The 26,909-nt window shown below is 70.5% G+C and carries 25 protein-coding genes; 12 read left to right on the plus strand and 13 right to left on the minus strand.

What is annotated here, in order from left to right; translation table 11 throughout:
* Positions 1 to 39 precede the first annotated feature (39 nt).
* Complete coding sequence (locus V2J18_RS06385) at positions 40 to 354, plus strand: metalloregulator ArsR/SmtB family transcription factor (protein WP_064746106.1); 315 nt, start codon at positions 40 to 42, stop codon at positions 352 to 354.
* 164 nt (positions 355 to 518) lie between these two features.
* Here the strand turns inward: V2J18_RS06385 and V2J18_RS06390 are convergent, their stop codons facing one another.
* A complete protein-coding gene (locus tag V2J18_RS06390; protein WP_336131333.1) occupies positions 519 to 1,562 on the minus strand; it encodes an SRPBCC family protein in 1,044 nt (347 codons plus the stop codon).
* Positions 1,559 to 2,566, minus strand: a complete 1,008-nt coding sequence (locus tag V2J18_RS06395; protein WP_336131334.1) for an acyl-CoA desaturase — start codon at positions 2,564 to 2,566, stop codon at positions 1,559 to 1,561. Before V2J18_RS06395 ends, V2J18_RS06390 begins: the two co-directional genes overlap by 4 nt.
* Positions 2,567 to 2,712: 146 nt before the next feature.
* On the opposite strand from V2J18_RS06395, the gene V2J18_RS06400 reads away from it, so the two are divergent.
* Both V2J18_RS06400 and V2J18_RS06405 read left to right on the plus strand, forming a co-directional pair.
* Positions 2,713 to 3,588: a helix-turn-helix transcriptional regulator gene (locus V2J18_RS06400; RefSeq protein ID WP_336131335.1), complete on the plus strand. Its 876-nt coding sequence runs from the start codon at positions 2,713 to 2,715 to the stop codon at positions 3,586 to 3,588.
* A 30-nt stretch (positions 3,589 to 3,618) separates the two neighbouring features.
* Positions 3,619 to 4,689, plus strand: a complete 1,071-nt coding sequence (locus tag V2J18_RS06405) for a serine hydrolase domain-containing protein (RefSeq protein WP_336131336.1) — start codon at positions 3,619 to 3,621, stop codon at positions 4,687 to 4,689.
* Between the two features lie 10 nt (positions 4,690 to 4,699).
* Here V2J18_RS06405 and V2J18_RS06410 read toward each other — a convergent pair whose 3' ends face one another.
* The gene (locus V2J18_RS06410) at positions 4,700 to 5,194 is read right to left on the minus strand and encodes a GreA/GreB family elongation factor (RefSeq protein ID WP_336131337.1); all 495 of its coding nucleotides are present in this window, start codon (positions 5,192 to 5,194) and stop codon (positions 4,700 to 4,702) included.
* Between the two features lie 106 nt (positions 5,195 to 5,300).
* Positions 5,301 to 5,870, minus strand: coding sequence for a hypothetical protein (locus V2J18_RS06415; protein ID WP_336131338.1), 570 nt, complete (start codon positions 5,868 to 5,870; stop codon positions 5,301 to 5,303).
* A 193-nt stretch (positions 5,871 to 6,063) separates the two neighbouring features.
* Between V2J18_RS06415 and dbpA the strand changes: the two genes are divergently transcribed.
* On the plus strand, positions 6,064 to 7,485 hold the full coding sequence (gene dbpA / locus V2J18_RS06420; protein WP_336131339.1) for an ATP-dependent RNA helicase DbpA: 1,422 nt from the start codon (positions 6,064 to 6,066) through the stop codon (positions 7,483 to 7,485).
* Between the two features lie 30 nt (positions 7,486 to 7,515).
* Here the strand turns inward: dbpA and V2J18_RS06425 are convergent, their stop codons facing one another.
* Positions 7,516 to 7,911: a DoxX family protein gene (locus tag V2J18_RS06425; protein ID WP_064746101.1), complete on the minus strand. Its 396-nt coding sequence runs from the start codon at positions 7,909 to 7,911 to the stop codon at positions 7,516 to 7,518.
* A gap of 366 nt (positions 7,912 to 8,277) precedes the next feature.
* Here V2J18_RS06425 and V2J18_RS06430 point away from each other — a divergent pair, with 366 nt between their 5' ends.
* The 3 genes from V2J18_RS06430 (at position 8,278) to V2J18_RS06440 (ending at position 12,784) form a co-directional block, all read left to right on the plus strand.
* Positions 8,278 to 9,699: a M1 family metallopeptidase gene (locus V2J18_RS06430; RefSeq protein ID WP_336131340.1), complete on the plus strand. Its 1,422-nt coding sequence runs from the start codon at positions 8,278 to 8,280 to the stop codon at positions 9,697 to 9,699.
* A gap of 160 nt (positions 9,700 to 9,859) precedes the next feature.
* A complete protein-coding gene (locus V2J18_RS06435) occupies positions 9,860 to 12,292 on the plus strand; it encodes a TonB-dependent receptor plug domain-containing protein (RefSeq protein WP_064746100.1) in 2,433 nt (810 codons plus the stop codon).
* 132 nt (positions 12,293 to 12,424) lie between these two features.
* Positions 12,425 to 12,784, plus strand: coding sequence for a TfoX/Sxy family protein (locus V2J18_RS06440; protein ID WP_336131341.1), 360 nt, complete (start codon positions 12,425 to 12,427; stop codon positions 12,782 to 12,784).
* Between the two features lie 583 nt (positions 12,785 to 13,367).
* Here the strand turns inward: V2J18_RS06440 and V2J18_RS06445 are convergent.
* Positions 13,368 to 14,267, minus strand: a complete 900-nt coding sequence (locus V2J18_RS06445) for a LysR substrate-binding domain-containing protein (RefSeq protein ID WP_064748664.1) — start codon at positions 14,265 to 14,267, stop codon at positions 13,368 to 13,370.
* A 135-nt stretch (positions 14,268 to 14,402) separates the two neighbouring features.
* Between V2J18_RS06445 and V2J18_RS06450 the strand changes: the two genes are divergently transcribed.
* From V2J18_RS06450 to V2J18_RS06460, 3 genes are all read left to right on the plus strand, one after another.
* Positions 14,403 to 14,699 (plus strand): cupin domain-containing protein, encoded by a 297-nt coding sequence (locus tag V2J18_RS06450; RefSeq protein WP_064748663.1) that lies wholly within the window; start codon positions 14,403 to 14,405, stop codon positions 14,697 to 14,699.
* Positions 14,700 to 14,995: 296 nt separating this feature from the next.
* Positions 14,996 to 15,931: a DMT family transporter gene (locus V2J18_RS06455; protein ID WP_079248239.1), complete on the plus strand. Its 936-nt coding sequence runs from the start codon at positions 14,996 to 14,998 to the stop codon at positions 15,929 to 15,931.
* Between the two features lie 304 nt (positions 15,932 to 16,235).
* Positions 16,236 to 17,132 carry a cyclase family protein gene (locus V2J18_RS06460; RefSeq protein ID WP_064748662.1) on the plus strand — a complete coding sequence of 299 codons (897 nt, stop codon included), beginning with the start codon at positions 16,236 to 16,238 and terminating at the stop codon, positions 17,130 to 17,132.
* 18 nt (positions 17,133 to 17,150) lie between these two features.
* Here V2J18_RS06460 and V2J18_RS06465 read toward each other — a convergent pair whose 3' ends face one another.
* Entirely contained in the window at positions 17,151 to 18,080 is a 930-nt protein-coding gene (locus V2J18_RS06465) for a LysR family transcriptional regulator (protein ID WP_336131342.1), read from the minus strand.
* An 85-nt stretch (positions 18,081 to 18,165) separates the two neighbouring features.
* Between V2J18_RS06465 and V2J18_RS06470 the strand changes: the two genes are divergently transcribed.
* Entirely contained in the window at positions 18,166 to 18,816 is a 651-nt protein-coding gene (locus tag V2J18_RS06470; RefSeq protein ID WP_064748661.1) for an NAD(P)-dependent oxidoreductase, read from the plus strand.
* Positions 18,817 to 18,900: 84 nt separating this feature from the next.
* Here V2J18_RS06470 and V2J18_RS06475 read toward each other — a convergent pair whose 3' ends face one another.
* A complete protein-coding gene (locus V2J18_RS06475; RefSeq protein ID WP_336131343.1) occupies positions 18,901 to 19,803 on the minus strand; it encodes a DUF72 domain-containing protein in 903 nt (300 codons plus the stop codon).
* Positions 19,800 to 20,225, minus strand: coding sequence for a VOC family protein (locus V2J18_RS06480; RefSeq protein WP_336131344.1), 426 nt, complete (start codon positions 20,223 to 20,225; stop codon positions 19,800 to 19,802). Before V2J18_RS06480 ends, V2J18_RS06475 begins: the two co-directional genes overlap by 4 nt.
* A gap of 114 nt (positions 20,226 to 20,339) precedes the next feature.
* On the opposite strand from V2J18_RS06480, the gene V2J18_RS06485 reads away from it, so the two are divergent.
* Entirely contained in the window at positions 20,340 to 20,690 is a 351-nt protein-coding gene (locus V2J18_RS06485) for a GFA family protein (RefSeq protein WP_336131345.1), read from the plus strand.
* Positions 20,691 to 20,929: 239 nt separating this feature from the next.
* Here V2J18_RS06485 and V2J18_RS06490 read toward each other — a convergent pair whose 3' ends face one another.
* The 4 genes from V2J18_RS06490 to V2J18_RS06505 form a co-directional block, all read right to left on the minus strand.
* Positions 20,930 to 21,199: a hypothetical protein gene (locus V2J18_RS06490; RefSeq protein WP_064748659.1), complete on the minus strand. Its 270-nt coding sequence runs from the start codon at positions 21,197 to 21,199 to the stop codon at positions 20,930 to 20,932.
* Positions 21,183 to 23,534, minus strand: coding sequence for an FdhF/YdeP family oxidoreductase (locus V2J18_RS06495; RefSeq protein WP_336131346.1), 2,352 nt, complete (start codon positions 23,532 to 23,534; stop codon positions 21,183 to 21,185). The genes V2J18_RS06490 and V2J18_RS06495 overlap by 17 nt, the downstream gene beginning before the upstream one ends.
* Positions 23,531 to 24,406: a formate dehydrogenase accessory sulfurtransferase FdhD gene (gene fdhD, locus V2J18_RS06500; RefSeq protein ID WP_336131347.1), complete on the minus strand. Its 876-nt coding sequence runs from the start codon at positions 24,404 to 24,406 to the stop codon at positions 23,531 to 23,533. Before fdhD ends, V2J18_RS06495 begins: the two co-directional genes overlap by 4 nt.
* A 172-nt stretch (positions 24,407 to 24,578) precedes the next feature.
* Positions 24,579 to 26,453, minus strand: a complete 1,875-nt coding sequence (locus tag V2J18_RS06505; RefSeq protein WP_064748670.1) for a DUF885 domain-containing protein — start codon at positions 26,451 to 26,453, stop codon at positions 24,579 to 24,581.
* Positions 26,454 to 26,909 lie beyond the last annotated feature (456 nt).

Below are 26,909 nucleotides of genomic sequence, written 5' to 3' on the forward strand. Positions count from 1 at the left end.
GTACGCGAGCGGCGTGCGGACCGGTCACGGCGGTGCCCCATGATGCAGGACAAGATCTTCGAAGCCCTGGCCTCGTCGCCGCGACGGCAGATCCTGGCCTTCCTGTCCGAGCGCGAGCTGACCGCCGGCGACATCGCCGCGCGCTTCGAGATGAGCGCACCGGCGGTATCGCGCCATTTGTCGGTGTTGGTCAACGCCGGCCTGATCGACAGCGAGCGGCGCGGCCAGTTCGTGGTCTACCGGTTGGTGCCGGACAACCTGGTCAATACCCTGACCCAGTTCGCGTTCGAGATCTGCCCTGTCGGCGGCCCGCTCAAGCGCGAAAGCCGGCGGGCGAAGAAGGCGGCGGGCTAGGGCGCGGACGCCCGCCGCGACGCGCTCGCCCAGTGACTTCCGCAGCACGGGGAATTCGCTCTGGCCTTGCCGGATGAGCAGTGGCAACAGCAAGCCCGCCCTGGCCCCTGGTTCGAGGAGAGCGGCGAAGCGGGCAGCGGCGAGGCCGGGCGGCCGCGGGCCGCTTACTCGCGCGCAGCCGGCCCCTTCGGCGCCGATGCCACGGCCTCCGCGCGACGGCGATAGAAGTCGAGGATGACCTCGCTGAAATCGCCGATCAGCCAATCCGCGACCGGCACCGCGTACCAGTTGAAGCCGGTGCTGACCCGATACTCCATGCGGATCGCCAGTTCGGTCGCCGGCCCGCGCGGAGTCAGGGTGTAGGTGGTGTCGCGCAGGTCGAAGTAGTGGCCGCCGATGCGGACATGGTCGTCGAGCGCGCGCGGCGGAACCGAATCGGCGTCGAACAGGTATTGCCAGCGCACCCGCCGCTGCGGCTGCCAGTCGGCGGACATCTGCCGAAAAGCGATGCCGCGGCCCATGCGCACCTCGCGCACCAGCCCGGTCGGGGTTTGGTGGGTCAGGCCGAACAGCGGCAGCGGCACGCCGATGCGGTACATCCAGGCGCGGTCGACCTCGCCGGCGCGGATGCGGTCGGCGTCGAGCAGGTGCTTCCAGACCTCGGCCGGCGGTGCCTGCACCAGCAATCTGCGTTCGACCGCGCGGTAGCGCACCGGCGTGTCCTGGCCGACGCCGGCCAGGCCGAGCAGCAACGGCAGCACGGCGATGCCGTACACGGTCGGGGTCTTGGACCAGCCGGCGTGGCGGCACAGCAGCCCCATCACCACGCCGCCCAGCGAGCCCAGCAGCAGGAACGCCGGCAGCGCCAGCAGCACGCAGATGATGCCTTCCCACAGCGCGGCCATGCTGCCGATCAGCACCAGCACCACCGTCGCCATCGGCGCGAACACGTGGTAGCGCACGCTGCGTGCGTGCAGCCGTTCGGCGACGAACACGGTGACCGCGCCGATCGCCGCCGGCGCGAGCAGGAAGAAGATCGGCAGCATCGGCGCGAAGCGTTCGCCGGGTTCGCCGTCGAAGATCCAGCGCAGCAACAGCCCGACGGCGGTGCCGATCAGCAGCGGGACGATCTCGGCGAGCAGCGGGGTTCGCGGCGTCGTCGGCGGAGTGGTGGACGGCAGCGGCGGGGGAGTCGGGAGATCGCTCATCGTGGTGTGGCCGAAGTCAGCGGGCAGTGGCGGGAAAGCGTCGCGGCGGCACGCGCGGGCAGGGGCGAAGCGGGAGGGGGATCGAGCGGGTGAAGTTCCGGGCGCGACGGCAAGTCCGCCGGCAGGCGCAGGCCGCGCACCAGGCCGATGCGTTCGCAGCCGCGCAACAGCCACCAGCCCGGGTCCCACTCGCCCGGATACAGCCCCAGCCGCGCCGAATCCGGAAAAGCGTGGTGGTTGTTGTGCCAGCACTCGCCCATGGTCAGCAGCGACACGAAGCGCACGTTGCGGCCCTGCACTGCGGCGCCGCGCACTTCGTGGTGCATGCCGCCGTGGTTGTGGGCGAAGTAGCCGATCAGCCAATGGCCGAACACGCCGGCGACCACGCGCGCGCACACGCCCCAGAACACCCAGCCCCAGCCGCCGACGGCGAAGAAGGCCAGCGCCCAGGGCAGGTGCTGCAGCATCCAGGTGCGCTGCAGGAAGCGATAGAAACGATCGCCGGCGATGCGCGGCTCCAGCTCGATCCGCGGCGGATCGTCCAGGCGCAGTTCGCAGTGCAATTGCCACCAAGCATCGATCAGCCACGGGCGGCGATGGGCGAGGTAGTCGTGGCAGTCGGGCAGGCGCTGGGCGTAATCGCGCAGATCGTGGGTGCGGACCAGGCCGATCGGCCCGGCCAGGCCGACCTGCACCCCGCAATACACCAGCAGGTATTCGAACCACTTCGGGCAGGCGAAGCTGTCGTGGATCAGCTTGCGGTGCATGCCCAGGGAATGTCCCAGCAGCAGCACCGTCGCGGTGGCGACGACGAACAGGGCGAACGCGCCCCAGCTGAAGGTCAGCGCGCCGCCGACGATCGCGCCCAGCGCCATGACCGAGAGCCACAGCGAGCGGATCGGCTCCCAGACCACCCGCCCTTCGCTGACGCTGGCGATGCTGGCGCGGGCATCGGCCTGCGGGCGGACCCGGTGCGCGTCGAGACTGACCGGCAATGCGTGCATGACCTCTCCCTGTCCTGGACGGCGGCGCGGGCGGCGCCCGGCGATCAATGGATCAGCAATTAACTAATTTGCTAAATATTTCGACGCCAGCGGACCCTGCCGTCAAGCACGTGCCGACGAACGGTCGCGGCGGCTAAGCTCGATCGATGTCCGCGACCCGTTTCGCCCATGGGGTTTTCCTAGGCCGCTGCGATCTGCGCCGCGAGGCCGGGGGGTTCAGTTTCGCCGAACTGTCGCCGACCGTGCCCGAGGCGCAGGTCCAGACCCACCGCCACGACGATGCGCATTACGTGCTGCTGCTGGACGGCGTCTATCTCAGCAGCGCGCGTGGCGCACCGGCGTTGTGCCGCGGTCCGGCGCTGATCTACAACCCGCCCGGCACCACTCATCGCGATTGCTTCCGCAGCGAGCACGGGCGATTTTTCACCCTGACCGTGTCGGCGACGCGCGAGCGCGAACTCGGCGCGGCGTTGAGCCTGCCGGCGCAGCCGCTGTGGCAGGACGACGCGGCCGCGCTGTTGCCGGCGCTGCGCCTGCTGGCCGCCTGCCGCGCCTGGGACGAGGCGGCGGCCTTGAGCGGCGAGGCGTTGAGCTGGGAGCTGCTGGCCCACACCGGACGACTGGCGCTGGAACGCAGCCTGCGCCCGGCGGGCTGGTTGCGGCGGGTGCGCGAACAGCTGCGCGACGAATGCGCGCGGCCGCTGCGCATCGCCGACCTGGCGCGCGCCGCCGGCGTGCATCCGGTGCACCTGGCGCGCGAGTTCCGCCGCCACTACCGCTGCGCGCCCGGCGACTACCTGCGGCGCCTGCGCCTGGAGCGCGCGCTGAGCGCGCTGGCCGACCCGCGCCTGCCGCTGGCCGAGGTCGCCGCGCAGGCCGGTTACGCCGACGCCGCGCATCTGGGCCACGCCTTCCGCCGCGGTTACGGCCTGACCCCGGGCGATTACCGGCGGCTGCGCGCGGCGTTGCTGCCGCGCGCGCAGGTTGCGCGCAGACAATCGCGCGCCGCCGCGCCGGGCTAATCTGCCGGCCGGACAACAGGATCGGAATCGATGGCCGCGAAAGTGAGTGGATGGACGGTGACCGTCGGGCTGGCGGTCGGACTGGCGTGGGCGGCGGCGGGACAGGCCGCACCGGTCGCGCCGCAGTGGCGCGAGCTGGACGCGGCGCTGCAGCGCGGCGACTACCAGCAGATCACCAGCGTGTTGATCGCCCGCGACGGGCGCCTGGTCTACGAGGGCTACTTCCGCGGCAGCGACGCGCAGACCCGGCACGACACCCGTTCGGCGACCAAGACCGTCACCGGCATGCTGGCCGGGCTGGCGATCGCCGACGGCCGCATTCCTTCGGTGCAGGCGCCGGTGCTGCCCTGGCTCGGCGCCGGAAGGACGATCCAGAACCCCGACCCACGCAAGCAGGCGATCAGCGTCGAGGACCTGCTGACCATGAGCTCGGCGCTGGAGTGCGACGATTGGAATACCTGGTCGCGCGGCAACGAGGAGCGCATGTACCTGATCGAGGATTGGGTCGGCTTCTACCTGGACTTGCCGATCCAGGGCTACCCGGCCTGGATGCCGAAGCCGGCCGATTCGCCGCACGGACGCAGCTTTCGCTACTGCACCGCCGGCGTCACCGCGCTCGGCGCGGCGGTCCAGGCCGCGGTCGGCCGGCCGCTGCAGGACTATGCGCGCGAGCGGCTGTTCGCGCCGCTGGGCATCGAGGCGCCGCAATGGCAGTTCTCGCCGCTGGGCCTGGCCCAGGGCGGCGGCGGCCTGGGCCTGCGCAGCCGCGACCTGCTCGCCCTGGGCCAGCTCTACCTCGACGGCGGCCGCCACCGGGGGCGCGCGTTGATTCCGGCCGAATGGGTGCGCGCCTCGATCGAGCCGCATGCGCGCATCGACGACGACACCGAGTACGGCTATCTGTGGTGGCTGCACCGCCTGGCCTACGCCGGCGGCACGATGCGCTCGTATGCGATGAACGGCACCGGCGGCAACAGCGTGCAGGTCCTGCCCGAGCAACGCGCGGTGGTGGTGATCACCACCACCAACTACCGGGTGCCGCAGGCGCCGAAGCTGACCCAGCGGCTGCTGTCGGAACGGGTGCTGCCGCCGTTGAAGTGAGCGCGGCGGCTCAGCCGTAATCGATCGCCAGCACTTCCACCGCCAGGTCGCCGGCCGGCCGTTTCCACAACGCGCTGTCGCCGACCCGGGCGCCGTGCAGCGCCCGCGCCAGCGGCGAGACCCAGCTGATCAGGCCGCGCTCGGGGTCGGCTTCGTCCTCGCCGACGATGCGATAGACATGTTCCGTGCCGGCGCTGTCGATCAGTTCGACCCGGGCGCCGAACGCGACCCGGTCCGCCGGCTGGCGTTCCGGGGCGATGGTGATCGCGCTGAGCACGCGCGCCTGCAGCCAGCGCAGTTCGCGCTCGACGTGGGCGCGTTCGAGCCGGGCGCCGGCGTCTGCGTCGTCGATCGCGCCGAGCCGCCGCTTGGCGTCGTCCATGCGCGCGCGCAACAGGCTCATGCCGCGCGGCGTGACGTAGTTCGGATGCTCGCTGACCGGCAGCTCGGGCAAGTCCGGGGACGAGGGCTCGCCGTCGCCCTCCTTGACGAAGGCTCGGCTCATGCGGGGAGGGGCAGGGCGGACATTGGCCGACGATAGTGCCAAAGATGTTGTGACCGGGTGAGCGGTTTCGGTCTTGATGTGACCTCGTTGCCAGCGCGCCGCGCGCTCAGCTGACGAGGTCGTACAGGCGGTAGATCCACGACAACTGGTAGACCAGGCTGGCGGCCACGAAGGCGCGGTGGAAGGCCTCCGAGCGGGTGCGCATCGCGACCAGGCACAGGACCACGTAAGCCAGGTTGCGCAGCGGGTATTCCAGGCCGAAGGCCTCGAAATAGCGCCGGCCCTTGATCAGGGTATCGCCGAAGTCGATCACGTAGGACGCGGCCATGATTCCGAAGAACCATTGCCGCCGCGACAGGAAGTAGTCGCGCCAGCCCTGGTAGTCGCCGATGTCGTCCGGGAACAGCAGCGTGCACAGCACGAACAGCACCACCACGTAGAGAATCAGGAAGGCGAAGGCGACGAAGCTCCACTGGGCGACGTGGACCAGGCGGAACTCCCACCACCAGAAATGCGCCAGCAGGGTGAACATCGACAGCGCCCAGGCGATGTGCACGCCGTAGACGCGTTCGCGCCCGGGGTGCTGGACGAACCGCGCCAGGCCCTTGAGCAGGGTGGTGATGGCCAGGCCGAGGACGATGCCGAGCAGGACGCGGATGTGCAAGAACTGCTCCATGACGGTCTCCGGGGCGGGGCGGCGGGCCCAGGATAGGCCTTCGCGGTGCGGCCGGCGGCCCGTGCTCGGGCGGAGGCGGCGGGCGCGGAGGGCCGCGCTCGCCCTGGCCCGGCTTCTCGAAGGCGGACGCCAAGCCGGCGGCGCGGATACGGCCCCCGAGCGCAAGCTCGGCGCGAAGCTGCGATCATGGCGCATGACCGATCTTTCCCCGAACGCCGGCGCCGACACGGCCGGCGCCGCTGCGGCGGCTTTCGACACCCTCGCCCTGACCCCGGCCCTGCTGCAGGGCGTGGCCGCGGCCGGCTATGCCACGATGACCCCGATTCAGGCCCGCGCCCTGCCGGCCGTGCTCGACGGCCGCGACCTGATCGCCCAGGCTCCGACCGGCAGCGGCAAGACCGCCGCCTTCGGCCTGGGCCTGCTGCAACACCTGGACCCGGCGGCGATCCGTACCCAGGCCCTGGTGCTGTGCCCGACCCGCGAACTGGCCGACCAGGTCGGCCAACAGCTGCGCAAGCTCGCTTTCGCCATCCCCAACGTGAAAATCTCGGTGCTGTGCGGCGGCATGCCGCTGGGCCCGCAACTGGCCTCGCTGGAGCACGCCCCGCATGTCGTGGTCGGCACCCCGGGCCGTCTGCAGGAACTGCTGAGCAAGCGCGCGCTGCAGCTCGACGGCCTGCGCACCCTGGTCTTCGACGAGGCCGACCGCATGCTCGACATGGGCTTCGAAGAGCCTATCCGGGCGATCGTCGCCAAGACCCCGAAGATGCGCCAGAGCCTGCTGTTCTCCGCGACCTTCCCCGAGGCGATTCGCGAGCTGGCCCGCGCCGCCCTGCGCGATCCGGTCGAGGTCACGGTCGAAGGCGCCGGCGCGGCGCCGACGATCGAGCAGTATTTCTACGAGATCGAGCCGGCCAAGAAGACGCCGCTGCTCGGCGCGCTGCTGCTGGAATACCGGCCCGAATCCTGCGTGGTGTTCTGCAACATGCGCCGCGATACCGAGGAAGTGGTCGGTTCGCTGAGCCACTACGGCTTCACCGCCCTGGCCCTGCACGGCGACATGGAGCAGCGCGATCGCGACGAAGTGCTGGTGCGCTTCGCCAACCGCAGTTGCAACGTGCTGGTCGCCAGCGACGTCGCCGCGCGCGGGCTCGACGTCGAGGACGTCGGCGCGGTGATCAACTACGAACTGCCGACCGACCCGGATGTGTACGTGCACCGCATCGGCCGCACCGGCCGCGCCGGCCGCGGCGGGGTCGCGCTGAGCCTGTGCGCGCCGCGCGAAGTCGCCCGCGTCGAGCAGATCGCCCAACGCCAGGGCCTGCCACCGAGCTGGCGGCGCGCCCAGCCGCTGGGCGGCAAGGCGCACAATGCGCCGGCGGCGCCGATGGCGACGCTGCGCATCGACGCCGGCAAGACCGACAAACTGCGTCCCGGCGACATCCTCGGCGCGCTCACCGGCGAGGCCGGGCTGAAGGCCGACGCGATCGGCAAGATCAACGTGTATCCCACCCGGTCCTACGTCGCGGTCGCGCGCGGCCAGGCCGCGGCGGCGCTGGCGCGCCTGCGCGAAGGCAAGATCAAGGGCCGCAAGTTCCGCGTCGCCCGGATCTGAGTCGCCCGGAGCTGAAACCTCCGGCCAGGATCATCGGCCGTCGAGGCTGTGGCGTCCGGGCCCGGCCAGGGCGATCGCGACCGCGGCGGCGAGGAACATCGCCTGCAGTTCGATCGCCCAACCGCCTTGCTCGTTGAGCTGGCCGAGCTGGCCCAGGTGGACCAGGCCGATCGCCGCCAGCATGTTGGCGGCGATCAGCGCCGCGCCGACGCGCGCATGCCAGCCCAGGATCAGCAGCAGCGGCGCCAGCACCTCGCCGACCAGCACGCCGTAGCCGAGGAAACCCGGCAGGCCCTGCGCCTGCACCATGCCGACGATGCCGTCGAGGCCGCCGCGCAGTTTGGCGATGCCGTGCAGCAGGATCAGCGCGCCCAGGCTCAGGCGCAGGACCAGCAGGGCGAGATCGCGGGACTTCTCGGCGTTCATGGCGGCTCCGGCGGGCGGCGAGGGCGCTTGCAGCTTACGCCCGCCGCGTGCGTGCGGTGCGAAGCGGCCGAGAGCTTCGCTGCGGCCGGACGTTGAAGTCCGTGGAGGCCCGCCTTCGCGGGTGCGGCGGCTTGGGCGGCGTAGAGATGCAGCGCAGGGCGCAGGAAGTTAAGCACGCTTAACTCCCAGCTTCCTCGTTGCGCGGCCCACCGCGCCACGCACGCGGTCGCGCCGGCGTTTCCCGAACGGCAGTCGAACCGCATGCGCGCGACGGGGTTCAGTCGCCGTTGCGCATCGGCGATCATCGGCGCCGGCTATGCCATCGCGGCTCGCCGGCGGCGTCCGGCACGGAACAGGAACAGGGACATGAGTCAGGCCACGCTGCAATCGAACCCGGCATCGCGCGCCGCGCGCGGGTTGCGTCGCTGGCGTTGGTGCATGGCCTGGGCCTTGGCCGGCCTCGGCGGCGCGGCGTTCGCGCAGGGCGGCGAAGCGCCGCGCGCGGGCAGCGGCATCGACGTGCTGCACTACACCGCGCGGATCGAACCCGATCTGAGCGCACGCAGTCTGCGCGGCCAAGTCGCGATCCGTTTCCAGGTGCTGGCCGCGGGCCAGCAACAGATCGATTTCGACGCCGGCGAGCTCGAGATCGAATCGGTGCGCGAAGGCGGGCAGGCGCTGGGTTTCGAGAAACTCGACCAGCGCTTGCGGGTGAAGCTGGCGGCGCCGGCCAAGGCCGGGCAACGGCGCGAGATCGAAATCGCCTACCGCGGCGCGCCCAAGTTCGGTTTGGAGTTCCATCCCGAGCGCAGCGAGGTCTATACCGTGTTCTCGACCAGCCAGTGGCTGGTCTGCGTCGACGCGCCGCGCGAACGCGCCACGCTCGACCTGAGCCTGACTGTGCCGAGCGGGCTCAAGGCGGTGGGCAACGGCCGCCTGGTCGCGCGCAATGCGCTCGGCGGCCATCGCGAGACCTACCGCTGGCGCCAGGACCTGGCGATGCCGAGTTATGTCTACGGTTTCGCCGCCGGCCGTTACCGCGAAGCCGGCGGCAGCGGCGAACGCGCCGAACTGCGCTATCTGTCGGCGGAAATGAGCGTCCCGCAGCTGCGTAAGGTGTTCGCCGATACCGCCGACATGCTGCGTTTCTTCGGCCGTCGCGCCGGCATCCGCTACACCGGCACCTACACCCAGGCCCTGGTCGCCAAAACCATCGGCCAGGAGCACGCCGGCTTCGCCCTGATGTCGGAGAGCTACGGCCGCGAGGTGCTGGCGCAGCCCGATGCGCAGGCGCTGATCGCCCACGAGGCCGCGCACCAGTGGTGGGGCAATGCGGTCACCTGCCGCGACTGGAACGAGTTCTGGCTCAACGAAGGCTTCGCCAACTTCATGGCCGCGGCCTATCTGCAGCACCGCTACGGCGAAGCCGCATACCGCGGCCAGGTCGAGGGCTGGAAGCGGCGCCTGGACAAGCTGCGCGAAACCGGCAAGGACCATGCGTTGATTTACGAGCGCTGGCTCAAGCCCAGCGCCGACGACCGCGCCGTGGTCTACCAGAAGGGCGCCTACGTGCTGCATCTGTTGCGCGAGGAACTCGGCGAACGCGCGTTCTGGCGCGGCGTGCGCGCCTACACCCGGGCCCACTACGGCCATTCGGTGACCAGCGCCGATCTGCGCCGCGCGATGGAGCGGGCCAGCGGCCGCGACCTCGGCGGCTTCTTCGCGCGCTGGGTCGAATCGGCCGAACCGGCGCCGGCGCGGGCCGCGGCCGGCGCGTCCGGCCGCTAGCCGGCGCCTCCTCGCGGACGGACGGGGATGTGTGCCGCCGGATCGACGGGCCGCGGCCGCCGGGCCTTTTTTGCGAATCCGGTGCCTGGACTGTGCACGAACTGTCGTCTTGGCGATAGGCTAGGCGGATGCCCCGCCTGCCACCGCCAAGGACCCCGCTATGACGCCTTACCGTTTCCGCCCCGGCCGCGCCCGCCTGTTCTGTGCCATTCAAGGCGCGCTGTTGGCCGGCGGCCTGTTCGCCGGTACCGCCGCCGCCCAGGACGCCGCCGCTCCCGCGCCGGCCCAGGAGAGCGAGGCGCGCACCCTGGAGACGGTCTCGGTGCTCGGCTCGCGCCGCAGCCAGCGTTCCTCGGACACCACCTCGATCTCGCCGGTCGACGTGCTGCCGATGGCCAAGAACACCGAAGAGGGCGCCCAGTTCGACCTCGCCCAGTCGCTGCAGTACGCCGCGCCCTCGTTCAACTCGACCCGCCAGAGCGGCGCCGACGGCGCCGACCTGGTCGACTCGGCCGCGCTGCGCGGCCTGGGGTCGGACCAGACCCTGGTCCTGGTCAACGGCAAGCGCCACCACACCACCTCGCTGTTGAACCTGTTCGGCGCGCGCAACCGCGGCAATACCGGCACCGACCTCAACACGATTCCGCTGATGGCGATCGACAGCGTCGAGATCCTGCGCGACGGCGCCGCCGCCCAGTACGGCTCCGACGCCATCGCCGGGGTCATGAACATCTCGCTGAAGAAGCGCAAGGGCTGCGAAGCGGTCGCCGGCTACGGCCAGTACTCCAAGGGCGACGGCGAGAACTGGCTGGCCAGCGCCTACTGCGGCTTCGCCCTGGGCAGCGACGGCAGCATCGGCATCACCGGCGAGTGGCAGGATCGCGGCCGTTCCGACCGCTCCGAGCCGGCCGGCAGCCCGCGCATCATCGGCGACTCCAAGGTCGAGAACCGCACCTTGTTCCTCAACGGCGACAAGCCGCTGGGCGAGAACCTGGACCTGTACTTCACCCTCGGCGTGCAGAAGCGCGACGCGTCCTCGGCGGCGTTCGCGCGCGACGGCCTGGGCTCGGAGGACATTCCCTCGCGCAATTCGGCGGCGATGTACCCGGACGGCTTCGTGCCCTTCATCGACGGCGAGCTCGACGACCGCTTCGGCATCCTCGGCCTGCGCTGGGCGATGGGCGACTGGAACGCCGACCTGTCCTACACCTACGGCTACAACAAGCTGCGCTATCGGATCAACAACACCCTCAACGCCTCGATCGCCAACCTCGACCTGCTCAACGGCGGCCGCGGCGTCAGCGCCGACAGTTTCGACGCCGGCGGCTTCTCGTTCGAGCAGAAGACGGTGAATTTCGACGTCAGCCGCTTCTACGACCAGGTCTTCAACGGCCTCAACCTGGCCTTCGGCCTGGAACGCCGCGACGAGCGCTACAAGATCTTCGCCGGCGAACCGGGCTCCTACATCGACGCCGACGGCGTCGGCGTCGGCGGCAACGCCGGCAGCCAGGGCTTCCCGGGCTTCCAGCCGGCCGACGCCGGCGGCCACAGCCGCGACAGCTGGGCGGCCTACGCCGACGTCGAGGCCGACTTCACCGACCGCTTCACCGCCGGCGTGGCGGTGCGCTACGAGGACTACAGCGACTTCGGCAACACCACCACCGGCAAGCTCGCCGCCGGTTTCCGCGCCACCGACACGCTGATGCTGCGCGCCTCGGCCAGCACCGGCTTCCGCGCGCCCTCGCTGCAGCAGAAGTACTTCTCCTCGACCATCACCGACTTCGTCAACGGCGAACCGGTCGACGTGGTGATCGCGCCCAACGGCGGCACCATCGCCAACGCCGCCGGCCTGCCGCTGCTGACCAAGGAGAAGTCGCGCAACTACACCGTCGGCCTGACCTGGTCGCCGACCGCCGACACCTCGCTGACCCTGGACGCGTACCGGATCGACATCGACGACCGCATCGTGCTGAGCGGCCGCTTCGACACCACCGACCCGACCATCGGCGGCATCCTGCAGTCGCTCGGCGTCGGCCAGGCGCAGTTCTTTGTCAACTCGGTCGACACCCGCACCGACGGCATCGACCTGACCTTCAATCACGAACGCGAGCTCGGCAACGAGTTCAAGCTCGGCACCTTCTTCGCTCTCAACCTCAACCGCACCGAGGTCAAGGCGATCCACGCGCCGCCGGCCCTGGTCGGCCGCGAGGACGTGCTGCTGTCCGAGCGCGAGCGCTTGTTCATCGAGCAAGGCGCGCCCAAGTCCAAGGCGGTGCTCGGCTTCGATCTGTCGCGCGGCCCCTGGGAAGGCAACCTGAAGATCATCCACTTCGGCCCGCAGACCCTGGGCACGTTCTCCGGCACCGCCGCCGGCGTGCCGAACGCGCACTACAAGGCCAAGACCTCGGCCGACCTCAGCGTGACCTACGCCTTCAGCGAGAACACCAAGCTGACCGTCGGCGGCGCCAACATCTTCGGGGTCAAGCCGACCCGGCAGAACCCGGACGAGACCGACAACGGCCACGTGTTCGACAGCGTGCAGTTCGGCCTCAACGGCGCCTCCTATTTCGTGCGCCTGTGGCACAAGTTCTGAGATCGCCCGGGTAAGGTCCGCCCATGGAAGAGCCCGGCGCACGCCGGGCTTTTTCTTCGCCGCCTGGCAGCCCTTGTCCGCCGGCCGGCGCGCAGGCTGACGGCGCGCCCGCGCGGCGCTACGATGCCGCGCATGAGCGACGACTTCATCGCCCACCTGCGCGACCTCGCCGCCGATTTCGGCGCGCTGAGCGCGCGGCGCATGTTCGGCGGCTACGGCCTGTACCACGACGGCCTGATGATCGGCCTGGTCGCCGACGAGACCTTGTACCTGAAGACCGACGAGACCAGCCGCCCCCGTTTTCTCGCCGCCGGCTGCGAGCCCTTCGTCTACGACCGCCAGCGCAAGCCGATCGAGATGAGCTACTGGACCGTGCCCGAATCGGCGATGGATTCGCCGCAGGACATGCGGCCGTGGCTGCGGCTGGCGTTCGAAGCGGCGCTGCGCAAGGCCAAGGCGCCGGCCAAGAAGAAGCCCTCGCGGCGGCGCTGACTCTTGTAGGAGCGGCGTCAGCCGCGACCGCCGAAGCGGTGGAATACCGCGCCGCTATCCGAAGCCTACGCTCGGAGCGTGCAACTGAGCGCCCGGATTTCGGCCGCCGCGCTTGCGTACGTCGCTGCCGTGGTCGCGGCTGACGCCGCTCCTACAGGCGAAGGGTTCGGGCTTCGATCGGTGGCGATGGCCTTGGGGCCTCTGCGCGTCCCGTGGTCGCGGCTGACGCCGCTCCTACAGGCGAAGGGTTCGGGTTTCGATCGGTGGCGATGGCCTTGGGGCCTCTGCGCGTCCCGTGGTCGCGGCTGACGCCGCTCCTACGGGCGAAGGGTTCGGGTTTCGATCGGTGGCGATGGCCTTGGGGCCCCTGCGCGTCCCGTGGTCGCGGCTGACGCCGCTCCTACAGGCGAAGGGTTCGGGTTTCGATCGGTGGCGATGGCCTTGGGGCTTCTGCGCGTCCCGTGGTCGCGGCTGACGCCGCTCCTACGGGCGAAGGGTTCGGGCTTCGATCGATGGCGGTGGCCTTGGGGCCTCTGCGCGTCCCGTGGTCGCGGCTCGCGCCGCTCCTGCCCCTTGCAGGCGCTCAGACCGGCGGCGGGTCGCCCTTGTCGACCGCCAGCAGCCAGTCGAGGAAGGTCTTGGCCGCCGGACGCAGGCGGCGGTGGGCGGGGTAGATCGCGTAGTAGCCCCAGCGCGCCGGCATCGCCGGTCCGGGCAGGCGCTGCAACTGGCCCGAGCGCAGATAGGGCACGGCGATCTGCGCCCGCGCCAGCGCCACGCCCAGGCCTTGCGCGGCCGCCATCATCGCGTCGGTGGTATCGCTGAAGGTGTAGCGCTCTTCGAGCTTGCAGCCGTGCACGTCGGCGGCGCGGAACCAGTCGTGCCAGCCCTGGCGCGCATGGTCGGCGATCAGCGGCAGCTCGGCGATCTGCGCCGGCGTGCGCACGCGTTCGATACCGGGCATGCGCGGCGAGGCGACCGGGAACAGGCTGTCGTCCATCAGTGGGTGTGCGGTCAACCCAGGCCAGTGGCCGGCGCCGTGGCGGATGCCCAGGTCGGGGCCGCCGTCGTCGAACCGGGCCAGGGCGATCTCGGTGTCCAGGCTGAGCTGGATCTGCGGATGGGCGCGGGTGAACTCGGGCAGGCGCGGCAGCAGCCAGGTGTAGGTCAGCGAGTGCAGGGTGGTGATGCGGACCCGGTCGCGGTCGTCGCGGGCCAGGCGCAGGCTGCGCAGCACCCCGTCGACATCGGCCAGCGCGGTGCCGGCGGCGTCGGCGAGTTGGCGGCCCTGCGCGGTCAGCGCCACGCCGCGGGCGTGGCGCTGGAACAGGCTGACACCGAGCCGGCTTTCCAACTTGCGCACGTGATGGCTGACCGCGCTGGCGGTCAGATGCAGTTCCTCGGCGGCGTGGGCGAAGTTCTGGTGCCGCGCCGCCGCCTCGAACGCCGCCAGGGCCGGCAGCCAGTCCGCGCGCAATGCCATCGTAGCCTCAAATATGGTTTGTGGCTGGAAGCGAAAGTATGCGCTTGCATCGGATTACGGGCCAGCGAGAATAAGCGCCAGGGAAAAGCCAGATTGTCGTCGCGGCCCGAGCGACCCGCCATCCAGTGCCTGCACATGAGCCTCATCGACCTGCTTGCGACCTCCGCCGAATTGCCCGCCGCCTGGCGCTCGACCGTGGTCGGCCGCTTCGGCAACGCCAATTTCAAGTTGTTGCGCATGGACGCCGGCGCCTACGAGGAAGAGACCCACGATTTCGCCGAGGGCCTGCTGGTGCTCGACGGATCGATGCGCCTGAGCATCGGCGAGGAGATCGTCGAAGTCGGCGCCGGGCAGTTGTACGTGGTGCCTGCGGGCGTGGCCCATGCGGTGGCGCCGGGCAGCCGCGGCACGCTGGCGATTTTGGACGTCTGATCCGGACGTCTGATCGGGACATTTGATTGGCACGTCCGATGCGGACGTTCGCGCGACCGGCCGGCGCCGCCCCCGACCCGAGGCCATTCGTCCGGTTGCGGATATCCGCGGGCGATCCGCGCGCCGATACTGCGCTCGGGGCCTGCGCCGAGCGCGCCAGCACCGGCGCCGGTCGCCCGTATCGCGCGACGACGCGCCTGGTCGCCGCACCCACCGCGCCGCCGCGAGGCCGTGCGCGGCCGTATTCCCCCGCAGGCGTCCGCATCGCGTGGCCGCCGTTTCCGAGGACTTAGCGCATGCGTTCCCCCGAACTCGCCGCCAGCGTGACTCCCGACGGCTCCGCCTCTTCGGCCGTCGCCGTCACCGATTCCGCACGCGCCGGCTGGCGCACGCCGTTGGAACTGACCGTGCTCGGCGCGATCTGGGGCGGCTCGTTCCTGTTCATGCGCGTGGCCGCCAAGGACTTCGGCGCGCTGCCGCTGGTCGAGATGCGCCTGGGCCTGGGGGCGCTGATCCTGCTGCCGTTCCTGTGGAAGGCGCGCGAGTCGTTCCGCGGCGCCGGGATCTGGGCCAAGCTGGCCATGATCGGCCTGATCAATTCGGCGGTGCCGTTCGTGTTGTTCGCCTGGGCCGCGCAGCGTGCGCCGGCCGGGATCGGCGCGATCACCAATTCGATGGCGGTGTTGTTCACCGCCCTGGTCGGGTTCTTGTTCTTCGGCGAGAAGATCGGCGTGCAACGCGCGATCGCGCTGCTGGCCGGCTTCGCCGGCGTGGTGGTGCTGGCCAGCGGCAAGACCGCCGGCGCCAGCATCGGCTGGGCGGTGGCCGCCGGCTGCACCGCGGCCTTTTTGTACGGCATCGGCGCCAACCTGGTGCGGCGCCAGCTGACCGGCCTGCCGGCCGCCGCGGTCGCCGCGGCGACCCTGGGCACGTCGGCCCTGCTGACCCTGCCGTTCGCCCTCGCGCAATGGCCGACCCACGCGATCCCGGCCAAGTCCTGGCTGTCGGCGGCCCTGCTCGGCGTGCTCTGCACCGGCATCGCCTTCGTCATGTACTACCGCCTGATCCAGCGCATCGGCGCCGGCCGTGCGGTCGCGGTGACCTACCTGGTGCCGCTGTTCGGCGTCGCCTGGGGCTGGATGCTGCTCGGCGAACCGCTGACCGCGACCATGCTGGCGGCGGCCGTGCTGATCCTCGGCAGCGTAGCGTTGAGCCAGCGCGCGCCGAAGTAGGCGCGCGGCCGGCGACAACGGCGAAAGAGTGCGCGCGGCGATCTCCCGCCGGCGCCGGTCACGGCGAACTCCCGACATCGCCGTTCTTGCGAAAGCAGGCATCCAAAGATTGCAGCGTCGTATCGCGGGAGCCACGCATCCCCGCCCGCGCGTGGATGGCGCGCAAAAACCAGGCTCCCCGCTTTAGCCTTTCGCGACTCCCGACTCCCGACTCCCGACTCCCGACTCCCGACTCCCGACTCCCGACTCCCGGCTCCCGGCTCCCAATCCCCAATCCCCAATCCCCAATCCCGGACCTCTCGCCTTGACCCCTCTCCAGCACCGCGTCCAGTTCGACTTCGAAATCGAGTTCAGCAACGGCGGCGGCCTCCAAGGCCAGGGTTTCCGCCTCGACATCGACGGCGACGACATCGGCGACGCCGAGTTGATCGACTACATCGTGCGCGACCTGCGTCTTCTGATGGTCGGACCGGCGCGTATCCTCAACAAGCGCATCATCGTCGAGGCGCACAAGCGCAAGGACGCCGCGCTCGACAGCGGCCGGCTGCGCTACGTCGACCTCAGCCACACTATCGAGGACGGGCTGGTGACCTATCCCGGCCTGCCCGCCGCGCACGTCTGCGACTACCTCAGCCGCGAGCGCTCGCGCGAGATCTACGAAGCGGGCACCGAGTTCCAGATCGGCCGCATCGACATGGTCGCCAATACCGGCACTTACATCGATTGCCCCTCGCACCGCTACGCCGACGGCAAGGACTTGTCGCAGATCGGCCCGGAAGACTGCGCCGACCTCGACGCGATCGTGGTGCGGGTGCCGGCGGGCGTGCAGGCGATCGATGTCGAACGCTTCCGCGACCTGGAATTGCGCGGTCGCGCGGTGCTGGTGCATACCGGTTGGGACCGTCACTTCGCCACGCCGGCCTACGCCGACGGCCACCCCTTCCTGACCGAAGCGGCGGCGCTGTGGCTGCGCGATTGCGGGGTCAAGCTGGTCGGCATCGATTCGATGAACATCGACGACACCCGCGGCAAGGCGCGGCCGGTGCACAGCGTGCTGCTCGGCGCCGGGATCTTGATCGTCGAGCACCTGCGCAACCTGGCCGCGGTGCCGGACCAGGGCTTCCGTTTCAGCGCGGTGCCGCCGAAGGTGAAAGGCATGGGCACCTTTCCGGTGCGCGCGCTGGCGACGTTGCCGGGCTGAGCCCGGCAACGTCCGGACTCAGGCACCGGCCAGGGACGAGGGCGTGTGCGCGTTGAGGTAAGCCTGCAGCGCGGCGATCGCCTGGCGCACCTTGGCCGGCTGCGAATCGCGTTGCGCGGTGACCGCGTACACGCCCAGCGACGGCAGCGACCACTCCGGCAATACCGGCACGGCGCGGCCGTCGGCCAACAGCGGCAGCGCGTCGGGTTCGGGCAGGCGGACGATGCCCAGGCCCTGCAACATCATCTGCAATACCGTGCGCGAATTGTTGCTGACGATGCGGCCGCCGACCCGCACTCGCTGCGCCGGCTCGCCGGGGCGGTGCAGGTCGACATACTCGGGCCGGTTGATGACGCTGAGGATGATCGTCTCGTGCCGGGCCAGTTCCGCCGGCGTACGCGGCAGCCCGCGGACGCGCGCGTACGCGGGCGCGGCGACCAGCAGATGCCGCCATTCGGCCATGCGCCGTGCGACCAGATTGGAATCGGCGAGCCGGCCGATGCGGATCGCCAGATCGATGCGCTCGGCGATCAAGTCGATCTGGCGATCGTCGGCGAACACCCGCAGCGACAGCGCCGGGTGGGCGTGCATCAACGGCGCCAGCGCCTGCGCCAAGTGCGCGGCGAAGCCGATCGGCACCGCGATGCGCAGTTCGCCGCGCGGCTCGTCGCGCAGATCGCCGAGCCGGCCGTCGGCGGCGCGGGCGGCCTGCAGCATGGCCGCGCAATCTTCGTAGTAGGCCTGGCCGACCTCGGTGGTGGTGAGCTTGCGGGTGGAACGGTGCAACAGCACCACTCCGGTCTCGGCCTCGAGCTGGCGCAGTTGCTGGCTGACCGCCGACGGGGTCATGTCCAGCTCGCGCGCGGCGGCGCTCATCGAGCCCAGTTCGACCACCCGGGCGAATACCGCCATGCGCTTTAGGCGATCTATCGTGAAGTCCAGCTTCATGGTCCTAGTCTAAACCAACCGATTATCGTCGTGTCTGTTAGTGGACAGACTAGGTTCCGTCCCCACTCGCTCAGACGGAGCCCCCATGAACATCGTCCTGATCGGCGCCACCGGCTATGTCGGCCGCGCCTTGCTCGAAGAAGCCCTGCAGCGCGGCCACCGGGTGACCGCGGTCGCCCGCGACCCGTCCGCGCTGCCGGCCCACGACGGCCTGACCGCGCGCGCCGGCATCGTCGACGGCGGCGACCCGTCCGCGCTTGCCGGGCTGGTCCGCGGCGCCGATGCGGTGATCGCTTCGCTCAACGTCGGCGGCTGGAGCAACCCGAACCTGGAAGCCGATACCGTCGCCGGCTACGCCCAGATCGTCGCCGGGACCAAGCAGGCCGGCGTGCCGCGCCTGCTGGTGGTCGGCGGCGCCGGCAGCCTGGAAGTCGCGCCGGGCCAGGAATTGCTCGACCAGCCCGGATTCCCCGAGCAGTGGCGCGGCGGCGCCGAAGCGATGCGCCGCGTGTTGCGCGACCTGCGCGAAGAGCGCGAACTGGATTGGAGTTTCCTGTCGCCGGCCGCGCATCTGGTGCCGGGCGAACGCACCGGCCGCTTCCGCCTCGGCGGCGATCAATTGCTGGTCGACGAACAGGGCGAAAGCACGATCTCGGTGCAGGACTACGCGCTGGCGATGATCGACGAACTGGAGCAGCCGGCGCACTCGCGGCGGCGGTTCACCGTGGCGTACTGAACGCAGCGGGGAGGCGGCGGCCAGGCGCGAGCAGCGGACCGGGGCGAACGCCGCTGCTGCTCGTCGTCCCGTTCCCGTTTCGGCTCACGTCCCGATTCTCTCGATCAGCCGCATCGCCGCCGCCGGATTGCGCGCCTTGGCGGCGCTGATGAAGTAGACGAAGACCTCGCGCGGGGCCGTGCCGGCCTGCGCGGCGCCGACGTGGGGCAGGTCGACGCAGTCGCCGCCGCGCGCCCAAAGGCGGGCGCGCTCGGTCCAGGCCTGCAGCTCGTCGTCGGGGTAGCCGGTGTCGACGGCGGCGCGCGAGCGCATCAGCCGTGCGTAGACGAAATCGCCGGTGAGGTCGGCCAGCGAGGGATACTCGTCGGAGTCGGTGAACACCGTGGCGATGCGCCGTTCGCGCGCCAGGGCCAGATAGGCCGGATCGAGGAAGCTGGGATGGCGCACCTCCAGCACGTGCTTGAGCGCGCGGCCGTCGAGCTCGCGCGGCAGCGCGTCGAGGAACGGCGCCAGATCGTCGGGATCGAACCGCCGGCTCGGCGCCAACTGCCACAAGATCGGCCCCAGGCGCGCGCCGAATTCGCTCAGCCCGCCGTCGATGAAGGCGCGCGCGCCGCTGCCGGCGCGGGCGAGGGCGCCGGACTGGGTGATGCGCCCGGGCGCCTTGAGCGAGAACACGAAATGCGCCGGCGTTTCCGCCGCCCATTTGGCGTAGGTCGCCGGTTTCTGCGCGCTGTAGAAGGTGCCGTTGATCTCGATGCTGCTGAGCCGGCGGCTGGCGTATTCCAGTTCGCGCCGCTGCACCAGCTTGTCCGGGTAGAAGTTGTTGCGCCATGGGGCGAAGGTCCAGCCGCCGATGCCGACGCGGATGCCGTCGACGGCGCCCGGTCCCGGGCCGAAGTCGTCGGCGGATGCGGCCGTCTTGGCCGGAGCGGGCGCAGCGAACAGATCGTCGGCCGGGGCGGTAGCGGAGCGTTTGCGGTTCATGGATTCCAGGGGTTGTAAGTGCCGAACCACCATAGCCGGCCTTCGAGGTCGCGGCAGATGTAGGCGCGTCCGCCGAAGTCCTGATCGGCGATATCGGCCACGATCCGGGCGCCGGCCGCGCGGGCGCGGGCATAGTGCTCGTCGGCATCGGCGACGATGACCGAACAGGCCTGAGTTTCGCGCCCGCCGATCTCATCGGGTTGGACGATGCGCCGGGCCCATTCGTTGTTTTCGTCCTCGACCACCGAGCCGAGCATGATCATGCCCGGCCCGTAGGTCAGCTGGGCATGGTGGACGATGTCGCCGTCGGCATAGACGGCGTGTTTCTCGAAACCGAAGGCGCGGCACAGCCATTCGATGGCGGCCGGCGCGTCCCGGTAGCGCAACGAAGGAATGATGGTGCTGCCGCAGATGGGGTCCATGAACATGCTCCTGGCCGAGCGGCGCGGGCGGCCCCGCGGATGACGAACATCAGGCGACGAGCATAGCGCGGCGGCGTTATTCTCGCGTCTTCGATGGCTCGGGAGAGAGCGCAGATGACGACGTACACCGGCGGCTGCCATTGCGGCAAGATCGCCTACACGGTCGAAGGCGAGATCGAGCAGGCGATGGACTGCAATTGTTCGATGTGCCTCAAGCGCGGCGGCCTGCTCTGGTTCGTGCCGCGCGCGGCGTTCGAGCTGTCCACCGACCCGGCCGACCTGGGCACTTATCGCTTCAACAAGAACGCGATCGACCACCACTTCTGCGCGAGCTGCGGCATTTCGCCGTTCAGCGAAGGCAAGATGCCCGACGGTTCGCCGATGACGGCGATCAACGTGCGCTGCCTCGACGGGATCGACCTGAGCCGGATCAAGATCGTGCCGATCAACGGCCGCGAGTTCTGAGGGGAGCGGCGCGATTCCCTCCCGTAGGAGCGGCGTAAGCCGCGACCGGCCAAGCGACGTCATACCACGGCGCTGTAGAAAACACGGTTCGTCCGGCCGCGGTTCGATTCGCGATGTCCAGTCCCGCGGCTTCGGCCGGTCGCGCTCGCGTCCGTCGCTGCGGTGGTCGCGGCTTGCGCCGCTCCTACAGGCAGGCGCGGCAGTCGCGGCTTGCGCCGCTCCAAGGGCGGCGTCGGCGGCTACCCGTCCGCCAGACGGGCGCGGCCGAGCTCGGTCAGCACGGCGACGCGGGTTTCGCCGCGCGCGTCGCTGCGCACTTCGATGCGTACCCAACCCAGGCCCGGGTGTTCGCCGATGGGGTCCTCGCCGATCCAGGCCAGTTCGCGCAGCAGCACGCTCATGCGCAGGCCCAGGCGCTTGCACAGGCGCGGCAGCGAGACTCCGCCGGGCTCGGCCGCGAGCGCGGCGAGCAGGCGCTGCGTGGGGCTGCCTTCAGTCCACCCGGACATGGCCGATATCCCGTGCCGATTGCAGCCCCGCGTCCGTCGCCCGCCGGTGCGGATGGACGACGACCGGGATCGATTTCGATGTCGGCGTACGCGCTTCGTCGGCGAAGCTCGACAACGGCACCAGGGCATTGGTCTCCGGGTAATAGGCGGCCAGACAGCCGCGCGGAATGTCGTACTCGACCAACAGGAAACGTCGGGCGATGCGTTGTACGCCGTCCTCGCCCAGGCTTTCCAGATCGACCCAATCGCCGGCCTGCAGACCGAGCATGGCGATGTCGTCGCGGTGGATGAACACCACCCGCCGTTCGCCGAACACGCCGCGGTAGCGGTCGTTCAAACCGTAGATGGTGGTGTTGTACTGGTCGTGCGAACGGGTCGTGGCCAGGTTGAATACCGGTTGCGCCTGCGCCGCCCGGGCGCGGTGCACCGGCAGATCGGTCGGCACCGCATGCGCCTTGAACAAGGCCTTGGCCTCGGGATTGAGCCAGCGCCGTTCGGCGGCGGCGTTGGGCAGGTGGAACCCGCCCGGCACGCGCACCCGCCGGTTGAAGTCGCCGAACTCGTCGAACACCTGCGCGATCAGGTCGCGGATGCGGTCGTAGTCGCCGACCAGCCAGCGCCACGGCAGTTTGCTGCGCGCGCCCAGGGTGGCTTCGGCCAGGCGCGCGACGATCGCTGGCTCCGACAACAGCATCGGATCGGCCGGCGCGTTGATGCCGGCGGACAGGTGGACCATGCTCATCGAATCTTCGACCGTGACCGCCTGCGGGCCGTTGTCCTGCAGGTCGATCTCGGTGCGGCCCAGGCAGGGCAGGATGTACGCGTCGCGCCCGTGCACCAGGTGGCTGCGGTTGAGCTTGGTGGTCACGTGCACGGTCAGCTCGCAGCGGCGCAGTGCCCGATGGGTCGCTTCGGTGTCGGGCGTGGCGGTGGCGAAGTTGCCGCCGAGGCCGAAGAAGGCCGTGCAGCGGCCGTCGAGCATGGCCTGGATGGCACCGACGGTGTCATGGCCGGGCGCCCGCGGCGGCTCGAAGCCGAACACCTGCTGCAAGCGGTCCAAGAACGCGGACGAGGGCTTTTCGTAGATGCCCATGGTGCGGTCGCCCTGCACGTTGCTGTGCCCGCGCACCGGACAGGCGCCGGCGCCGGGACGGCCGAGGTTGCCGCGCATCAGCAGCAGATTGCACAGCATCTGGATGGTCGCGACCGAATGCTTGTGCTGGGTGATGCCCATGCCCCAGCAGAAGATCGCGCTGCCGGCGCCGGCGTAGATATCGCCGGCGCGTTCCAGTTCGGCCCGACTCAGTCCGGATTCGGCGCAGATCGTTTCCCAGGACTCGGCGGCGACGTCGGCGGCGAAGGCCTCGAAGCCCTGGGTGTGTTCGGCGATGAAGTCCGGATCGATCCTGCGCTCGCCGCCGTCGCGCTGCGCCTGGGCATCGAGTTCCAGCACGCGCTTGGCGATGCCCTTGGCCGCGGCCAGGTCGCCGCCGATGCGCAGCTGGAAATAGTCCGAAGAGATCCGGGTCGAGCCGTTGTGCAGCATCTCCCGTTTGTCCTGCGGATCGGCGAAACGTTCCAGGCCGCGTTCGCGCAGCGGGTTGAAGGACACGATCGCCGCACCGCGCTGGGCCGCGCGGCGCAGCTCGCCGAGCATGCGCGGATGGTTGGTGCCCGGGTTCTGGCCGAAGATGAAGATCGCATCGGCGAGTTCGAAGTCGCGCAGTTGCACCGTGCCCTTGCCGACGCCGAGCTGGGCCTTCATCGCCGTGCCCGACGGCTCGTGGCACATGTTCGAACAATCGGGAAAATTGTTGGTGCCGAATTCGCGCACGAACAACTGGTACAGGAACGCGGCCTCGTTGCTGCAGCGGCCGGAGGTGTAGAACAGCGCGCGGTCGGGCGAATCCAGCGCCGCAAGCTGCGCGCCGATGCGGGCGAAGGCTTCGTCCCAGCCGATCGGCAGATACTTGTCGCTGGCCGAGTCCCAGCGCATCGGATGGGTCAGCCGGCCCTGATTCTCCAGCCAGTGATCGCTGTACTGCGCCAGCTCGGCCACGGTGTGACGGGCGAACAGGTCCGGCGTGGCGCGGTGCCGGGTCGCTTCGGCAGCCACCGCCTTGGCGCCGTTCTCGCAGAACTCGAAGGTCGAGGTGTGGTCGCGGTCGGGCCAGGCGCAGCCGGGGCAGTCGAAGCCGTCGGGCTGGTTGGCGGCGAGCAGAGTGCGGGCGCCGTGCACGGGCACCTGCTGTTCGAGCAGATGCCGGGCGACGCTGCGCAGCGCGCCCCAGCCGCCGGCGGGGCCGTCGTAGGGACGGATGGTTTTCTTGCTCATGGCGGCGTTCCGGTGGCGTCGGCATCGGCGCGCGCGTCGTCGAGCAGGCGCCGGGGATGGGTGTAGACGGCATAGCCGTCGTCGCGGGCGAAGCCGATCAGGGTCAGCCGCGCGCTGTCGGCCAGGGCGATCGCCAGCGCGGTCGGCGCCGACATCGCCGCCAGCAGCGGAATGCCGGCTTGCGCGGCCTTCATCGCCATCTCGTAGCTGGCGCGGCTGGTGACCACGGCGAAGCCTTGCGACGGATCGACGCCGGCCGCGGCGAGGGCGCCGATCAGCTTGTCCAGCGCGTTGTGCCGGCCGACGTCCTCGCGCACCAGCGCGATGCGGCCGTCGCGTCCGGCCCAGGCCGCGGCATGGGTGGCGCCGGTCAGCGCATTGAGTGGCTGTTGCGCGCGCAGCTCGCGCAAGGCGCGGGCGAGGGCGGCGCCGGCGATCGCCGCGCCGGCGCCGACCTGCGGCGGCACGCGCAACAACGCGTCCACGCTTTCGCTGCCGCACACGCCGCAGCCGCTGCGTCCTTCCAGGCTGCGCCGGCGGTGAGCCAGGGCCTGCGCGCGCGGCTCGGGAATGCGCAGGCGCAGTTGCGCGCCGTCCAGGCCGTGGGCGACGGCCTCGATACGCAGCTCGGCGGGATCGGCGACGATGGCTTCGCTGAGCGAGAAGCCGCGGGCGAAATCTTCCAGGTCGGCCGGGGTGGCCATCATCACCGCGAACGGCGTGTCGTTGTAGATCAGGCTCACCGGCACTTCGGCGGCGATTGCGTCGAGGCCGTCTTCGCAGCGATCGCCGCGCCGGCGGCGTACCTGTCGCCGTACCGCGCCGGGTTCGGCGGCGATGTCGGCGGCGGGCGGGTTCGGGTTCGCGATCATGGCAGCGGCCGCGGGGCGGCCTTCCTCTCGGCACGACGGTAGCATGCCCGCGGCGGCGGCGCGGACCGTGCGTCGGCGCCGCCCGGCGGGGCGGCTAGGAGGCTAGCGCAAGCGGCGCGCCGGAACCATCGCCGCCGGCACAAAGCGCGGCGGCGGATGGAACGGCGCCGGTTCAGCGGATCGGTTCGTCCAGCATCAGCTGGCGCACGAAGCGCACCGGCGGCGCGCCGTAGGACAGCACCTGGTCGTGATAGGCCTTCTGCTCGAACTTGTCGCCGAGCTTGGCCTGCACCGCCTTGCGCATGTCGAAGTGCTCCTGCGCGCCGACGAAGTAGGTCGGCAGCTGGGCCGAGGTCAGCTGCGCGCGCACCCATTTGCCGGCCGCCTCGCGTTCCTGCTGGAAGGTTTGCCGGGTCATGAATTCCATCGCCTGCTCGCGGCTCCAGTCCTCGACTTGCACGCCCTGGTCGAGGATGGCGTTGCCGATGCTGCGCAGGTAGAACTTGAGCTGGACCAGGCGGAACAGCGGGTCGCCGTCCAGGTAGCCGGCGTCGGCCATCATGTCCTCGGTGTAGACCGCCCAGCCTTCGGCGAACACGCCCGAACGCAGCACCGCGCGCAGGGTCGAGGGCGCCTTGGCCGAATGCGCGCCTTCCAGGTAGTGGCCCGGCATCGCTTCGTGGATCGACAGCAGGTGGACCATGCGCGAGTTGTACTCGCGCAGGAACGAGTCGACCTGCTGCGCGTTCCAGTCGTCGGGAATCGGCGAGATCGCGTAATAGGTGTCCAGGCCCTTGTCGAGCGGGCCCGGCGAGTCGCAGTACGCCAGCGCCACGCCGCGCTGGAACTCCGGCATCAGGATGATCTTGACCGGCGCGTCCGGCACGGTGACCAGGTTCTTGGCGCGGGTGAAGGCGGTGGCGTCGGCGGTGGTCTGCTTGGCGAAGTCGACCACCTTGTCGCGCGCCGGCTTGTCGGCGTAGGCCAGTTCCAGCGCCGCCTCGATCGCCTTCTGCTGCTGCTCGGGCGTCGGCTTGTCCGGCAGCGCGGGCGCGCCGGGCTTGTCCTTGAGCTCGCGCTGGGCGATGGCGTACATCTCCTCGCGCACCCGCGCCAGTTCGGCCTGGGCGCGCTGCTTGATCTCGGCGCGCGACAGCGAGGCGTTGAGCGAGAACTTCAGCTTTTCGTCGTACAGGGTCTGGCCGATGCGGAAATTGCCCTTGGCGTTCGGCACCAGGGTCTTGTCGAGCCAGTCCTGCTGTTCGGCCACCGCCTTGCGCAGCCCGGCGACCGCCGCGTCCAGGCGTTTGCGCTCGGCGCCCTTGAGCTGGCCGGCGTTGGGTGCGATGAAGGTGTCGATCAGGCTGAGCACGCCCGCGTTCTGCTTGGACACGGTCTCGGCGTGGATCTTCGGCACCCGCGCCGGGTCGAGGTTGGCGCGGGCCTGGGCGAAGATCTGCGGGATCTTCTCCATGCGCGCGGTCGCCGACTTCAACCGCTGCGGCATCGGCGCGAACTCGCGCGCCATCAGGTTGTAGATCGCATCGCCGGCCAGGCCGTTGTAGATCATCGGGTCCCAGGCCCAGCTCTGCAGGGTCTGCAGCGACCACACTTCCGATTCCAGACGGTTGCGCAGGATCGCCGCGTCGACCTGGTTCTCGCGCGACAGCTTGGCGGCGTCGATGGCGTCCAGCTCGGCCAGCAGCTTGCGGTTGAAGTCGAGCTGGCGCTGGCGGCCGGCGGCGCTGAGATCGTCGACCTCGCTGTCGAATCGGTGGTCGCCGATCTGGGTGGCGCTGACCGGGTTGAGCCGCATGACCTCGTCCAGCCAGCGCTTGGACAGCGCGGCGAAGGCGGTGTCGGCGGCCGGGTCGGAAGCGCCGGCCTTGGCGATCGCGGCCGCCGGGGCGGTGCCGGCCGCGGGCTCGGCAGTGTCGCGCGGACCGCAGCCGGACAGGGCCAGGGCGAGCAGGGCCGGTGCGAGCAGGCCGAACGCGAGCGGACGCGGAGCGGAGGCGAACGGGGTGGGGGAGGGGCGCAGACGCATGTCCATATCGGGTCGTGGCAGGCGGCGGTCGCCGCGATGCGCGGAGGATAGGCCAAGCCGCCGGCCCTCGCATGGGTCATTCGTGGGGGCGCGGCCTCCCGCGGCGCTGGCCTGGCCGCCTCTCCATGGCGATGGGGCGCGCGAGGCATGCGCGGACGGCGTCGTCGGCACCGGCGGCGGCCGCCTCCGGCACGGCCGGTCGCCCGGGTCGGCATGCGGCGGAACGACGCTCCCGGCGCACTTACCGTGCCCGGAGTCGGGTTTCGGCGTCGTTGCCGGCGGCGGCGTCATGAGCATCGGTAATGTCTACATGCGGTGCTCGCGGCCATGGTTCACGTGCCGTCCCGCCCGCCGAAAGCCCGCAACGGCGGGGCTTTCCGCGCTCCGCAGCGGCACGGCCCGCGCGGCGTCGCCGGCCAGGGTGCTGGCTGCGAGCGGCCGGCGGCGGCCCGACGT

Source organism: Lysobacter firmicutimachus, from assembly GCF_037027445.1.
GTDB classification, from domain to species: Bacteria; Pseudomonadota; Gammaproteobacteria; order Xanthomonadales; family Xanthomonadaceae; genus Lysobacter; species Lysobacter firmicutimachus.

What these genes read in the sequence shown, in the direction of transcription:
- V2J18_RS06385 (WP_064746106.1), top strand. Translation starts at nt 40, where the DNA reads ATGATGCAGGACAAGATCTTCGAAGCCCTGGCCTCGTCGCCGCGACGG.
- V2J18_RS06390 (WP_336131333.1), bottom strand. Translation starts at nt 1,562, where the DNA reads ATGAGCGATCTCCCGACTCCCCCGCCGCTGCCGTCCACCACTCCGCCG.
- V2J18_RS06395 (WP_336131334.1), bottom strand. Translation starts at nt 2,566, where the DNA reads ATGCACGCATTGCCGGTCAGTCTCGACGCGCACCGGGTCCGCCCGCAG.
- V2J18_RS06400 (WP_336131335.1), top strand. Translation starts at nt 2,713, where the DNA reads ATGTCCGCGACCCGTTTCGCCCATGGGGTTTTCCTAGGCCGCTGCGAT.
- V2J18_RS06405 (WP_336131336.1), top strand. Translation starts at nt 3,619, where the DNA reads ATGGCCGCGAAAGTGAGTGGATGGACGGTGACCGTCGGGCTGGCGGTC.
- V2J18_RS06410 (WP_336131337.1), bottom strand. Translation starts at nt 5,194, where the DNA reads ATGAGCCGAGCCTTCGTCAAGGAGGGCGACGGCGAGCCCTCGTCCCCG.
- V2J18_RS06415 (WP_336131338.1), bottom strand. Translation starts at nt 5,870, where the DNA reads ATGGAGCAGTTCTTGCACATCCGCGTCCTGCTCGGCATCGTCCTCGGC.
- dbpA (WP_336131339.1), top strand. Translation starts at nt 6,064, where the DNA reads ATGACCGATCTTTCCCCGAACGCCGGCGCCGACACGGCCGGCGCCGCT.
- V2J18_RS06425 (WP_064746101.1), bottom strand. Translation starts at nt 7,911, where the DNA reads ATGAACGCCGAGAAGTCCCGCGATCTCGCCCTGCTGGTCCTGCGCCTG.
- V2J18_RS06430 (WP_336131340.1), top strand. Translation starts at nt 8,278, where the DNA reads ATGAGTCAGGCCACGCTGCAATCGAACCCGGCATCGCGCGCCGCGCGC.
- V2J18_RS06435 (WP_064746100.1), top strand. Translation starts at nt 9,860, where the DNA reads ATGACGCCTTACCGTTTCCGCCCCGGCCGCGCCCGCCTGTTCTGTGCC.
- V2J18_RS06440 (WP_336131341.1), top strand. Translation starts at nt 12,425, where the DNA reads ATGAGCGACGACTTCATCGCCCACCTGCGCGACCTCGCCGCCGATTTC.
- V2J18_RS06445 (WP_064748664.1), bottom strand. Translation starts at nt 14,267, where the DNA reads ATGGCATTGCGCGCGGACTGGCTGCCGGCCCTGGCGGCGTTCGAGGCG.
- V2J18_RS06450 (WP_064748663.1), top strand. Translation starts at nt 14,403, where the DNA reads ATGAGCCTCATCGACCTGCTTGCGACCTCCGCCGAATTGCCCGCCGCC.
- V2J18_RS06455 (WP_079248239.1), top strand. Translation starts at nt 14,996, where the DNA reads ATGCGTTCCCCCGAACTCGCCGCCAGCGTGACTCCCGACGGCTCCGCC.
- V2J18_RS06465 (WP_336131342.1), bottom strand. Translation starts at nt 18,080, where the DNA reads ATGAAGCTGGACTTCACGATAGATCGCCTAAAGCGCATGGCGGTATTC.
- V2J18_RS06470 (WP_064748661.1), top strand. Translation starts at nt 18,166, where the DNA reads ATGAACATCGTCCTGATCGGCGCCACCGGCTATGTCGGCCGCGCCTTG.
- V2J18_RS06475 (WP_336131343.1), bottom strand. Translation starts at nt 19,803, where the DNA reads ATGAACCGCAAACGCTCCGCTACCGCCCCGGCCGACGATCTGTTCGCT.
- V2J18_RS06480 (WP_336131344.1), bottom strand. Translation starts at nt 20,225, where the DNA reads ATGGACCCCATCTGCGGCAGCACCATCATTCCTTCGTTGCGCTACCGG.
- V2J18_RS06485 (WP_336131345.1), top strand. Translation starts at nt 20,340, where the DNA reads ATGACGACGTACACCGGCGGCTGCCATTGCGGCAAGATCGCCTACACG.
- V2J18_RS06490 (WP_064748659.1), bottom strand. Translation starts at nt 21,199, where the DNA reads ATGTCCGGGTGGACTGAAGGCAGCCCCACGCAGCGCCTGCTCGCCGCG.
- V2J18_RS06495 (WP_336131346.1), bottom strand. Translation starts at nt 23,534, where the DNA reads ATGAGCAAGAAAACCATCCGTCCCTACGACGGCCCCGCCGGCGGCTGG.
- fdhD (WP_336131347.1), bottom strand. Translation starts at nt 24,406, where the DNA reads ATGATCGCGAACCCGAACCCGCCCGCCGCCGACATCGCCGCCGAACCC.
- V2J18_RS06505 (WP_064748670.1), bottom strand. Translation starts at nt 26,453, where the DNA reads ATGCGTCTGCGCCCCTCCCCCACCCCGTTCGCCTCCGCTCCGCGTCCG.